At 68.3% G+C, this 12,641-nt stretch carries 9 protein-coding genes; 7 read left to right on the plus strand and 2 right to left on the minus strand.

Annotated features, from left to right (window positions below):
- The first annotated feature begins 671 nt into the window (after nucleotides 1–671).
- The 4 genes from ACFVKT_RS10655 to ACFVKT_RS10670 all read left to right on the plus strand — a co-directional run bounded on the left by ACFVKT_RS10655 (nucleotide 672) and on the right by ACFVKT_RS10670 (nucleotide 7,744).
- The gene (locus ACFVKT_RS10655; RefSeq protein ID WP_385729737.1) at nucleotides 672–2,192 is read left to right on the plus strand and encodes a purine-cytosine permease family protein; all 1,521 of its coding nucleotides are present in this window, start codon (nucleotides 672–674) and stop codon (nucleotides 2,190–2,192) included.
- Complete coding sequence (locus ACFVKT_RS10660) at nucleotides 2,189–4,849, plus strand: hypothetical protein (RefSeq protein ID WP_385729739.1); 2,661 nt, start codon at nucleotides 2,189–2,191, stop codon at nucleotides 4,847–4,849. Before ACFVKT_RS10655 ends, ACFVKT_RS10660 begins: the two co-directional genes overlap by 4 nt.
- A 326-nt stretch (nucleotides 4,850–5,175) precedes the next feature.
- Nucleotides 5,176–6,099: a peptidase gene (locus ACFVKT_RS10665; protein ID WP_385729741.1), complete on the plus strand. Its 924-nt coding sequence runs from the start codon at nucleotides 5,176–5,178 to the stop codon at nucleotides 6,097–6,099.
- A gap of 421 nt (nucleotides 6,100–6,520) precedes the next feature.
- The gene (locus ACFVKT_RS10670) at nucleotides 6,521–7,744 is read left to right on the plus strand and encodes a hypothetical protein (protein WP_385729743.1); all 1,224 of its coding nucleotides are present in this window, start codon (nucleotides 6,521–6,523) and stop codon (nucleotides 7,742–7,744) included.
- 96 nt (nucleotides 7,745–7,840) lie between these two features.
- Here ACFVKT_RS10670 and ACFVKT_RS10675 read toward each other — a convergent pair whose 3' ends face one another.
- A complete protein-coding gene (locus ACFVKT_RS10675; protein ID WP_385729745.1) occupies nucleotides 7,841–8,101 on the minus strand; it encodes a hypothetical protein in 261 nt (86 codons plus the stop codon).
- Nucleotides 8,102–8,502: 401 nt separating this feature from the next.
- On the opposite strand from ACFVKT_RS10675, the gene ACFVKT_RS10680 reads away from it, so the two are divergent.
- A complete protein-coding gene (locus ACFVKT_RS10680; protein ID WP_385729747.1) occupies nucleotides 8,503–9,807 on the plus strand; it encodes an MFS transporter in 1,305 nt (434 codons plus the stop codon).
- A 40-nt stretch (nucleotides 9,808–9,847) separates the two neighbouring features.
- Here the strand turns inward: ACFVKT_RS10680 and ACFVKT_RS10685 are convergent, their stop codons facing one another.
- A complete protein-coding gene (locus tag ACFVKT_RS10685; RefSeq protein WP_385729749.1) occupies nucleotides 9,848–11,056 on the minus strand; it encodes a CynX/NimT family MFS transporter in 1,209 nt (402 codons plus the stop codon).
- 124 nt (nucleotides 11,057–11,180) lie between these two features.
- Here ACFVKT_RS10685 and ACFVKT_RS10690 point away from each other — a divergent pair, with 124 nt between their 5' ends.
- Both ACFVKT_RS10690 and ACFVKT_RS10695 read left to right on the plus strand, forming a co-directional pair.
- The gene (locus tag ACFVKT_RS10690; protein ID WP_385729751.1) at nucleotides 11,181–11,678 is read left to right on the plus strand and encodes an Lrp/AsnC family transcriptional regulator; all 498 of its coding nucleotides are present in this window, start codon (nucleotides 11,181–11,183) and stop codon (nucleotides 11,676–11,678) included.
- A 228-nt stretch (nucleotides 11,679–11,906) separates the two neighbouring features.
- Complete coding sequence (locus ACFVKT_RS10695; RefSeq protein WP_385729753.1) at nucleotides 11,907–12,572, plus strand: NAD(P)H-binding protein; 666 nt, start codon at nucleotides 11,907–11,909, stop codon at nucleotides 12,570–12,572.
- The last annotated feature ends 69 nt before the right edge of the window (nucleotides 12,573–12,641 follow it).

The raw sequence follows: 12,641 nt of genomic DNA on the forward strand, positions 1-12,641 counted from the left end.
CCCCGGCGTGGCGGAAGCGGGCGGATCGCGACCAGCCGCATCCGGCAGTGTGTTAAGCGAACCGCTCGGAAACCGCACAACGTCGTGACCGGCCCGGTTCGTACCGACACCCTGCGCCCGGTCGACGGACGACTGCCATCGCGGGCACCGGCCCCCATCCCACCGGCCGACGTACCCATTCCACACCAGCCTCGGGACACCCCCTCATGAGGCCTCCCGCTGCACCGTCGACTCAGCAGGACATGACGAGAATCGTCTCGAGTAGAACGGATGTCTCCGATATGCAGCATGGCGGAAAGGCCCCGACACGGGCTGGCATCGCCCGGCCGGCAGGGACATCCGGCGCCGCGTTGAGCTGCGCGATCACCGTAGGGCCACGCTCGGCTGCTCCCTCGGCAGGCGGCCGTGTGGAGACGTTCCTCGCAGAGTTCGTGCAGACCGTCGAGGACTCGTTATGAAGGGCCCGGCGCCCAGCCGACGGCTCTGGTGAAGGCGGCCATGCCTCCTGCCGGCTGACGCATCCGACGCCCGCGCCGTCCGGCAGGAGCCAGGCGAGCGGGCCGCGCGACTTCCCACAAACGCTCCCGCAGGACGTACTGCGGCACGCCGGCCGACGACGTGCTGTCGTCTGCCCACCTCATCAGCGGCGCCACCACCGAAGGGAACAGATCATGACCGACATCTCGCCACCCGTAGTGTCGCCACCCGTTGTGTCGGCGGTCGAGCAGAACGGGGTGAACCCCGTCCCGGACGCGGAACGGCATGGCACGCCGGGCGGCTTGTTCCCGGTCTGGTTCTCCTGGAACGTGTCGATCCTCGGGGTCAGCCTGGGCGTTTACGTGTTCGGAGTCGGCCTGAGCGCCTGGCAGGCAATCCTGGCGGGGATCCTGGGATACGTACTGTCCTCGACGCTGGTGGGCATCCTCGCGGTCGGCGGTCCTCGTACGGGTCTGCCGACCCTCACCCAGACGCGGTCCGCTTTCGGTTTCCACGGCAACAAGTTCCCCACCTTCTTCGCCTACCTCTCCAACGTCGGCTGGAAGGTCACCCTCATCACGCTGGCATCGACCTCGGGGGCCAATCTCTTCGCCCGACTGTGGCCGGGTCCCTTCGCCGACGGACACGGTGAGGCGACGGTTCCGGCGATCGTGCTGTGGTACATCGCGGTGCTCGCCGTGTCGGTGACGGTCGCGGTCTACGGCCACCAGATGATCCTCAAGGTGGAGAAGTGGATCGCCTGGCTCACCGGGGTGATGACGGTGGTGTTCATCGGCATGGTCGTCCCCCATATCCAGTGGGACCGGATCGGCGGCGCGGCGAACGGTTCGTTCGCCACTTTCGTCGGCGGAGTCATCCTGGCCATGACGATGGTCGGGATCGGATTCCTGCACTACGGCGGCGACTTCGCCCGCTACCTCCCGCGCAGCACCAAGGCGGGCGGCGTGATCGGCTGGACCACCTTCGGCATCGTGCTCCCCGTCGCCGTGCTGCTCGTCCTCGGTGTGCTGCTGGCCGCGGGCGACTCCGGTCTCGGCACCGCGGCCGCGAACGACCCCATCGGCGCACTCACGGACCTGCTGCCCCTGTGGTTCTTCATCCCGTTCACGATCGTCATCGTGATCTCGCTGGTCGCCGCGGCGATCACCGGCCTCTACTCCTCGGGACTCGCGCTCCTCGCGCTCGGAGTGCCTGTCTCCCGGGCCGGAACCACGGTCATCAACATGGTCATCATCTCCGCCGGCGCCTTCTACCTGCTCTTCCTTTCCGACTCCTTCCTGGCCACCTTCCAGGCCTTCCTGGCCCTGATAGCGGTGGTCATGGGCACCATGGGCGGGATCCAGCTCCTCGACTTCATCCGCCAGCGGCGCCTGGGCTGGAACGTCGACCTCGCCAAGCGCGCGGGGGAGGGCGGCCGAAGCGGGCGCTGGACGGCACTGGTGTCACTCGGCGTCGCCACCGTGATCGGCCTGGGACTGGTCACCTCGTCCGACCCCAACCTCGCCAAAGTGGTCGGGTTCCTGCTGTCCGACTCGGCGAAGAAGGGCGTCGTCGGCAGCACCAACATGGGTGTCCTGATCGCGATGGTGGTCGGCGCCGGGATGTACGCGTTCCTCACCTTCGTGCTGAAGATCGACCCGAAGGGCACCTACGCACCGCGGCGCGAACCTGAGCTCGCGAAGGTCTCCTCATGACCTTCGAGAGCCCCGATCAGTGGCACGCGCCCGCCACTTACTGGTTCTGGCACAGGATTCCGACAGCCGACGAGATCCGGGAGCAGTTGGACACCCTTGCCGCGGCCGGATTCAAGTCCTTCCAGATCCAGACCCGATTGTCGTTCCCGATCGAGGACTACCTCGGGCCGGAGTACCTCGCCGCATGCCGGCTCGCCGCCGACGAAGCGGCGAGCCGGGGACTGATGGTGGGCATCTACGACGAGTACAACTGGCTTTCCGGGCACGCGGGCGGACGTACCGTCGACGGACGCGACGAGCTGCGCGAACGGCACATGTTCTGCACCACTGGAGAACCCGTCGGCGACTACGCCGAGTGCGCCGTCGACGAGATCCGCGCGAAGGACGTGGACTATCTCCTGGAGCCCGGAAAGAACTGGGTGTTCTCGGGAGGAGTCCTGCGCTGGGACGAATGGGAGATCGTCGCGGCGCTCGCCCACCCGGCAGGCGACATCGATTCCGCGGACTCCATCACGGACGTCACGGAGCACGCTCAGCTCATCGAATCCGGTGAGTCAGGGTGCCGGGTGCGCGTACCGGCCGCGGCACTTGCCGGCAAGCCGGCCGTGACCGTCTTCGTCGCCGCACGGTGTGCGTCGAGCCGCATGATCAACTACCTGCTTCCCGAGGCGGCGGAACGCTTTCTCGAAGTCGGCTACCAGCCCTACGCGGAGGCCTTCGGCGAGCACCTGGGAACGACCGTGAGCTACGTCTTCTTCGACCAGCCGCACGGGTGCTTCTTCGACTGGCGACAGCGCCGCGCCCACGTCGACTCCTCGCTGATGTACGCCCCCACCGTCGTCCCGGACGACCGCCGCGTCCTGCTGTCCCTGGCGCGCGAGGTCGGCCCGCTGACGGCGGCCTGGCGGTGCGACTTCTTCGAGCGCTACTCGGCCGTCGGGATCGACGCGTTCTTCGGGACGCTGTCCAAGTGGTGCATCGAGCACGGCGTGGCCTTGTCCGGCCATGAGGTGCTGGGTTACGTCTCCTCGTGGAACCCCGCCGCCACGATCATCACCGAGGACCCACGGACGAATTTCGGCACCGACTACTTCGGCCTGGACCGCTGGCGCGACCTCACCGCCGTCGACGCACGCAACGAACACCCGCAGATCAGCGCCAAGTTCGGCGACTCGGTGGCCCGGTCGAACGGTCGCAGTGGCTGCTTGGTCGAGCAGTACTTCGCCCGCACCGAGACCGGATCGCACTTCGCGGCCGGCCGCTGGGAACTCACCCTGGGGGAGTTGCGCGACCAGACGGTTCGTCACCATCTGCTCGGCGCACGGCAGTTGCTGATGCACGCCTTCTGGCTCACCGACGGCCACGAGGGCGACGAGCTCTTCACCAATCCCCGCTTCGACTTCGCACCCGGCGTGAACTTCGAGCCGTGGTTCGCCCATCACCGAGCGTTCGCGGAGGAGTCGGGCAGGCTGTCGGAGTTCCTCGACGGAACCCAGCCGCTGGACGAGATCGCCGTGCTGTATCCACTGAGGACGAGCTGGGCGGAAGGCCCCACCCATCCCTACGGTGAACACACGGCGTTCTGGACCGAGTATCTCGCCCGCGCGGGACACGACTTCCATCTGGTCGACGAACGGGACCTGCGCGCGGGACGGCTGGCAGGCCGCTATCGGACCCTGGTCCTGCCGGGGGTGTCGGTCGTCCAGGACGACAAGACCCTCGACGCGCTCGCGGAGTTCACGCACGGCGGGGGAGCACTGCTGGCCTCGGGCCCGGTCCCGCACGCGACCCAGACGCGGGGCACCGACGACCGGGTGAGCCGACGCATCGGCGAACTGCTCGGCGGACCTCGGGCCCGGCACTGGCCGGGCATCCCGTCAGCCGCAGCCGTCGCCCCCCATCTGGACCGCTCGCTCGCAGGCCATCTGGCGATCGACTTCGACGGCTCGGTGTGGTCACGCCGGGCGATCGACCCCGACGGGACCCGGATCGCCCTCTTCAACGACGACGACTGCGAGCGAGCCGTCCACGTCCGGCCTGTTCAACTCCCGGCCCAGGTCATCCGATGGCGGCCGGAGTCAGGTGTGGTCGAGGCACCGTTCGAGATCGACGGCTCACTGCGCCTGAACCTGGCCCCCGGCGAACTGGCCTGCTGGCACCTGACCAACGGCCCGCGCACGGTACCGGCCCCCCTCATCCTGGACCGAGGCTGGACGCTCACCCTCGGCGCCGCCGAGCAGCCGGTCGACGTCGACCGAGGCTGGGAAGAACAGGGAGAAGGACAGGGATGGGCCGAGTACTCGGGCGTCGGCGAGTACCGGAACACCTTCGACATCAGCGCCGCCGACCTCGCCTGGCCCGACTGGGAACTCGTCCTGCCCGTCGTGCACACGAGCGCCGAGGCCGAGATCAACGGGCAGGCTGTAGGACGGTGGGGATGGGGTCCCTTCCGCTGCGACGTCGCCTCGTCCACGCTGAGTCCAGGACGCAACGAACTGCGCATCCGCGTCGCCTCCACGGCGGCCAACCACTACTACGCCGGCACCCGCCACCACGCCGGACCGGCCGAGCCGAGCGGACTCGCCGCCGCGCCCAGGCTGCGACCGCGGATGGCCGGGCGCACCTACCAGCCGGAGCGGGGTGCCGAAACCGTCTAGGACCTGTCTGGTCGCGGCGTGAGAACAGCGGCCGTCTGTGCACGCCCGTCATGCTGTGAGGAACCAACCCCGGAGCATTTCCAACGTCCGCGTCACGCCCACGAGATCGTTGGCCACCGGACCTCGCACGTGTCCAACAGTGGTATCCCTGCGGCGAGTTCGTCGTCCGACGAGCCCTCCGTCCATGCGGCGAGTGCCGTCGTCCTCGCCTTCACACTCCCGGTGTGCCGGCCGGTAAAAGCACCTCGGTACGCACCGTTGATCTCCCGCGGAGCCCCGTGCGACAGTGAGCGCGTTTGATCACTTCCCGAACCCGGAAGGTTCCCATGCGCTTACGTCGATTTGCCCTCACCACCCTTGCCGCGGCGGCGAGTCTGTGTGTCGCGTTGACGCCGGTCTCGGCCGTCGCGCAGGACCGGCCGACCGGTACCCCCACCGGGACCGGCGCGGCCGTCAACACCAAGTCACGCGCTCAACTCGACGCCTACTGGACCCCGGAGCGGCTCCGCCAGGCCAAGCCGATGCCCGCGCCCGAAACCGTCCCCGAGGTGCAGCCCTCCTTGGGCGCAGCCGCCGAGGGCACCGGCGAGCCGGTGCACATCCCCGCGACAAGACCCACGGTGAGCTCGGGAGTTGAGGCCCAGGCCAGCGTGTGGGGGACCGTGGGACGTCTGTACTTCACGATCCCGGGCAGGGGTGACTACATCTGTTCTGGCAACGTTGTCACGAGCAACAACGGCTCCGTGCTGGCCACCGCCCGGCACTGCGGCTTCGGCGAAGGCGGCACCAACTACCGCTTTGCTCCCAACTACAACACGGGCAACGCGCCCTACGGCTGGTGGGGCTGGCGCAGCGCGGGCTGGGTCACGGGAGGCGGCCAGGAGAACGACAGCGCGTTCCTCGTCCTGGACACCCCGGGCGGCCGACGCGTACAGGACGTCGTGGGCTCCACCGGGCTCGGCTTCAACTGGTCGAGCAACTACGCGCACATCATCGGTCTGCCGGCCGACAAGGACTATGCCGTGTGGTGCGAGGGGCAGGGCTACGCAGGACCCGACGGGCAGCGCCTGATGAACAACTGCAACGGCCTCTCCGGTGGCGCCAGCGGCGGCGCCTGGATCGAGAACTACCAGCCTGACGGCTCCGCGATCCAGACCGGTGCCTACTCCGGCAGCTACGGAGCGGCCGCCGCCACGTCGGCGTACGGCACCTCCGCGTACAACGTCTGGAACGGCGCCCAGAACAGCTGACCACGCGGTCCGCGCGGCGTAGAGCCGCTCACAGGCCGAACGGAGAAGCCTGTTCTGTTCCGAGGCCGAGTGGGCCCGCTCGCTTTCCGGGGCGGGCCCTTCGGTGGGGTCCTCAGCGTCGGCTGCTGCACGGCTGCTGGGCCGAAGACCGTTGCGAGTGGCGCTCGGGTTGATCACGAACTGCGAGTCAGGCGCGACCCGCGCAACACATGTGGCCGTACCACCGGCACTCGGCTCCTTGGCGAAGCCTGTGTCAACCAGCCGTCTCTGGCCGGGAATTGGACGATCGAGTGCGGAGCATTGACCCTCGGCAGGCGGCGCGCTTTCATCGCGTGAATCCTCGTGAGTCCTCTGCGCAGGGCCGGGGACACGGGGTGCAGGGGGCGGTTGTGGCCGTCCCCGGCGAAGGGGGAGCCACCTGATGAGACCTTCCTTACGCATCGCCATGGCCGCCGTTCTCGCGGTCATCGTCACCTGTCTCGCCCGGCCGGCGGGGGCGGCGAGCGGCGACCAGGTCCCGCGCACCGAACGGATCAGTGTCGCCCCCGACGGCACCGGCGGCAACAGCCACTCGGTGGAACCGGTGGTCAGCGCGGACGGACGCGCCGTGGCCTTCGCGTCGTCGGCGACCAACCTGGTGCCCGGTACCGACGTGCGGAACAGCGTCTTCTACCGGATGGCTCCCGGTGCACCGCTGCAGCGAGTGGTGGTGCCGGGCGAGACGACGTCGACACCCCAGCTGTCCGAGTCGGGGCGCTACCTGACTTTCACCTCGTACTCCGCCACGACCACGACATCCTCCGTACACGTCATGGACCTGCACACCGGGCTCATCGAACGCCTGGCCCCCGCGATGGACGAGGGCTACCACGTCTCGTACGGCATCGCCCCGATCAGTGCGAGTGGACGCTACGTCGCCTTCGTCGCCCGGCCCACCGTCGACGAGCACGGCGCGTTCGCCTGCCGGGTCATGCTCCTGGACCGCTGGACGCAGCAGGTGCAGCGGGTCAGCCGGCCCGCGGACGGCTCGAAGAACTTCCACCAGTGCCAGCAGATCTCGATAAGCGCCAACGGCCGCAAGGTCGCCTATCTGGAGGGCTACTCCGGGCCCAGCGGCGACGACCAGGGCGACATCTTGGTGTACGACCGGGTGACCGGGCAGACCGTGCAGGCCGACGCCACCCATGACGGTGCGCCGGCCGACACGTCGGCTGTCGCTCCGGTGCTGAGCGCTGACGGATCCAAGATCGGCTTCAACTCGCTTGCCGCCAACCTGGTCCCGGAAGCCGATCCGAACGACGGCTGGAACGCCTTCGTCCGAGATCTGCGCACGGGTACGCTCCGGCGGTACGACGGCCGCTCCCCCTCGGACCTGACCCTGGTGTCGGATCTGTCGGCGCACGGCTCGAAGCTGCTCCTGAACACGGCGGACGCGAACCGCAGGACGCTGGGGCTGATCCTGCGCGATCTGCGCACCGGCCAGGAGGAGTTGCTGGCACCGGGACAGGACGGCAATCCCGTCACCGTGGGGCGGGCGGCGCTGAGCGCCGACGAGTCGACCGTGGTCTTCGACTCCTACTACCCCGGGTTGGTTCCCGATGACACCAACCTGATCGGGGATGTGTTCGTCCGCACCTTGCGCTGAGCAGTGGAGTTCATCACCTCGCCAGATGAGAACCCTGGCCGGCGAGCGACCAGCGACGGTAGCCACCGGCCGGGTTCTCCGGCTTCGTCAGTCGGATCACCGATCCGGCAGGGACTGATAGCCAGTGGGCCCCGGTGTCCGGCCCTCCGGGGGATAGTCACAGTCGATGCTGCTGATCTCGTAGTCGTCGCCCTCGTTCTGCTCCTGGTCGACGACCACCGCAGCCGTGCAGGCGCGGCCGTGCTCGTCGGTGAACGTGACGATCTCGCTGTAGTCCGTCGGGGTGCCACACCCCGCGAGCAGCAGCACCGCCACTCCGGCGGCAACCACCGCGCCGATCCCCCGTATCCGACCCATGCAACAACTCCCCCAACGTTCGTCTCTGAGCGGCGAGTTGATCGCCGCCCACACCGTAACTGGTGCCCATCGTGGTGCACTCCGAGTGGCGCGACGTCAATATTCGCCGGGAGGAACGAGCCGGCCCGCATTGGTAGTTCGGCCCGGGGCCGGGCGGTTCTGGTCCGGGCCGGTCGTCTTTCGTGTCTGCCCACCGAGGGCTACGCTCGGCGGCGAGCGATTGATGAGGAGCCAAGACATGGTCGGTCGTCCGAGCGCGCGTTGACGTCTTAGGCCGTGGTCGGCCTGTCATCGCGTGCTGCCTTGATGTTGCGGCACAGCGAGCCTTCCCCGCCTGAACCGTAAGTGCGCCTTCGTGCGCAGGTGGGCGGACCTCGTCGTCGGCAATCCAAGGGATCCCCGTGCCGTCCGCTTTCTCCCCTGCCCCCGATTCGGGTCGCCGTGTTCCGTCGAGCCTGTGGCGGGACCGCGACTTCCGCAGACTCTGGTTGGGCCAGACGGTCTCCCAACTAGCTGAGCACGCAAGCCTGGTGGTTCTGCCGCTCTTCGCAGTCCTGACGCTGAATGCCAACGCCGGCCAGTTGGGCGTGCTCCGCGCGGTGGGGCAGGCGCCGATCCTGTTGCTCTCGCTCTTCGTCGGCGCGTGGGTGGACAGGTGGCGGACCCGCACGGTGATGGTGCTGACAGACCTAGGCCGGGCTCTGACCATGGGCGCCGCGGCCGTGGCCGGCCTCCTCAGCTGGCTCGGCCTGCCGGCGCTGCTCGCGGTCGCCTTCGCCGTCGGGAGCCTGTCCGTGTTCTTCGACGTGGCCTACCAGGCGTCTCTCGTACGGCTCGTGAAACGAGACCAGTTGGTGCGGGGCAACAGTGCGCTCGAAAGCAGCCGCTCGGCGGCGCAGATCGGCGGTCCCGCCCTCGGCGGCGCATTGGTGTCGCTGCTGTCGGCGCCGATCGCTGCCGCCTCCGGCGGGCTGTTCTTCGCGCTGTCGTTCCTGTCGATACGACGGATCCGTCGCAGCGAACCGATCCCGGAACGCTCGGAGAGTCCTCCTCGGATATGGCGCCGGATCCACGACGGCCTGCGCTTCGTCGCCGGCGACCCCTCGTTGCGGACGGTGTGCCTCGCCTCGGCCGCCTTCCAGTTGTCCTTCGCCGCCATGATGACGGTCTATCTGGTCTTCCTGCCACGGGAACTGCATCTGTCAGGCACCGCCGTCGGGTTGGCACTCGCGGCGACGGGTCCGGGCGCGCTCCTGGGCTCGCTGCTGGCCGCCCGGCTGCCGAGCAGATTCGGTCACGGCACGGTACTTGTGTCGGCCGCGGCACTCGGCGACGGCGTCCTGCTCTGTGTGCCCACGCTGCACGGCTCCTCCGCGGTGACCATTCCAGCGCTCCTCGCAGCCAACTTTGTGTTCGGGACCTGCGGCCAGTTGGTGACTGTCACGGTCATGGCAGTCCGCCAGGCCGTCACGCCGGACGGAATGCAGGCCCGCGCGGCCGCCACGATCACGTTCGTCGGCGTGGGACTGACCCCAATCGGCTCTCTGCTCGGCGGATTCCTCGCCCAGGAGTGGGGGTTGCGCACCAGCCTCCTGGTGACAACCGCAGGCATGATGCTGTCCCCAGCAGTGATGGCACTCTCCCCACTCGCCCACCTGGGACGGACTCTTCCGGCCCGACGGGACGAAGAGTTGGAGCAGGACTGATGTGTTGCTCGGCTGACCTGCGCCGAGGCGCTTCCCCCTGCTACGTCGGCCTGGCACAGCTTCTGAGGCAGAGGCTGAGGACGATGCCCATGGCCGCGCAGGCACAGGTCAGCCACCAAGTGGACTGCCAGCCGCCGGTGCGGGTCGCCAGCCACGCGGCGAGGGCGGGGCCGACGAAACTCCCGGTGTTGAAGAGCTGTTGGAGCAGGCCCATGGTGGCCGGAGCCGAGCCGCCCGCCGGCGTCAGTTCACCGATCATGCGCAGCAGGATGGCCGGTATCGCGCCGCCGGTCATTGAGAAGGCCACGACGCACAAGAGCTGCCAGGTCGTGCCCGCGGAGACCTCTTGCCAGTCGGGGGCGAACGCCAGCAGGGAGGTGATGGCCATGAGGATGAAGCCGGGGATGAGGAGAGCGCGTACGGGCAGTCCGCGTTTCATGAGTGCCGCGGTGGTGATCGAGCCGATGGCGTTTGCCGCGCCCACCACGGCACTGAGAACGCCTGGCCAGATGCCCGCCACCCCGCTGTCGCGGTAGATGGTGGGCAGGAATCCGACCACGGCCATCCACGGGAGGGTGTAGCAGGCGAAGACGAGGCCGGCAGTCCAGGGGCCAGGCCCTCGGACGGTCCGCCCGATGCGGGTGAGGGCGGCCGCCGCACCGCGGACACCTCGTGCGGCGTCGCGGGGGACGCGGGCAAGGACGTAGGGAAGCGGCGTCAGCGCGACTACCGCCATCACCCACCACCACACTCGCCACGGCACCACCTGTAGGACCAGCGCGCCGGTGATGAGTCCGGCGAAGGTGGAGATGCCCTGGTAGGCGCCCCAGAATCCCATGGCCGTGGTGAAGCTGCCGGGTTGCGTGGTACGGCGGATCAGCCCCGGGCCGGTCACCGCGACGAGCATGAATCCGGCGCCCTCGATCGCCCGGGAGGCCAGGAGGGGCGCTGCCGACCAGGCGAAGCCGCCGCCGGCCGATCCGACGAACAGCAGGACCAGCCCCCCGCTCAGGCAGCGTCGCTCGCCGATCAGTTCGGCCAGGAGCGAGATGGCAAGTCCGCCGAGCATCCCGGCCAGTTGGATGGTCCCCAGCAGGGTCCCGGCCTGGACCAGGGTCAGGGACAGGTCGTGCCGCAGGGCCGGAAGTGCGGGCGGCAGCTTCCACACCTGCAGCCCGGCGGCAACCCCGGCGGACACGATAACGATCCAGGAGCTGCCGGTCCGGACAGGGTGCGTCTTCACGGCCATGGCGGCGGTCCTTCATCAAGGAAGTGCGGAACGTCCCCACCTTGAACACGCACCGGGGCATCAGCGCAATACAGTCGCTGTTAACTGCGATAAATGCGCAGCAGAATGGCTCTAAGGTGGCAGAATGCACACCATGACGCTGATGGACTCCTTGGATGCCCGGATCGTCCTGGCCCTGGACGACGACCCGGACGCCACGATCCTCTCCCTGGCCCAGACCCTTGGCGTGGCCCGGAACACCGTTCACGCCCGGCTCCGGAGGATGGCCGGCGACGGCGTACTCAAGCCCTTCAGTCGGCGCGTCGACCCGGCCGCCCTCGGATACGGCCTGGTGGCGTTCATGTCGCTCGCGGTGAGTCAGGCCAAGCCCGAGAGCGTCCACGAAGGGTTGCTGGAACTCCCCGAAGTCATCGAGGTTCACTACACCACCGGCGACGCCGACCTCCTCGCGCACGTCGTCGCCAAAGACACCACGGACCTGCACCGCATTACCAAGGCGATCCTCGCCATCGACGGAGTCGACCGGACCAGCACGGCCATCTCGCTGGGCGAGGTCATCCCGTACCGACCCCGGTCCCTCCTGCGCCGCCTGGCGACCGGAGGAACGCCCACCGCCGGCTGACCGGCGCGTGCCGCTCGGCACCGTTGTGCGCATCCCCGGCGCGGTATGACGTCCTGACCGGACCCTGTACGCGGGAGGATCCCCGCGCTCACCGGCTCGATAAGATATTTTGCACATGTCCAATAGGTGGCGCAGGGTGCTGCCGTGAACTGAGCGCCATGGACATGGGGTTGCCCTTGATCTGGCTGTCAGGTCGCTTGGGGGCTCGAACCGGGACGGAGTGTCCGCGTGAAGGTGATTCTCTTCGGGGCGTCAGGAATGGTCGGCCAAGGGGTGCTCCGGTCCTGCCTGGAAGACCCGGGCGTGACTGAGGTCGTCGCTGTCGTACGACGGCCGCTCGGCCGCGCATCTCAGAAACTTCGTGAAGTGCTCCATGCGGACTTCACCGATTTCGCCCCAGTGGCAGCGGATCTGGCAGGGGCCGACGCGTGCTTCTACTGCCTCGGAGTATCCGCAGCAGGGCGCAGCGCATCGGACTACGAGAAGATCACGTACACCTACACCCTTGCCGCCGCACGGGTAGTCGCTGCCGACAATCCGCACCTGACATTCGTATACGTATCGGGAGAAGGCACCGACAGCACAGAACAAGGTCGCATGACCTGGGCCCGGGTGAAGGGCCGCACGGAAAACGCTCTGCTGGCCATGGACATGCGCGCCTACGCTTTCCGCCCCGGATGGATCCAGCCCGTACACGGGGAAACCTCCGGCACGGGTTGGTATCGACTGCTGTACCGGCTTACCTCCTGGCTCTATCCGCTCCTGCGTCGACTGGCACCCCGATATGTGACCAGCACCGAGGAAATGGGACGCGCGATGATCGCTGTCGCCCGACTCGACGGTGCCGGTCCCCGCGTTCTGCGGACCCGGCAGATCACACAACTTGGGTCGTAGGCACGTGACTTGAGGGGCCATCGCCGAGCCCCTCTGGAGGTTCTCCGGTCGCCGAGCGGATCACGCCGC

Origin of the sequence: Streptomyces sp. NPDC127595, from assembly GCF_042671685.1 — a bacterium.
Classification (GTDB): Bacteria; Actinomycetota; Actinomycetes; order Streptomycetales; family Streptomycetaceae; genus Streptomyces.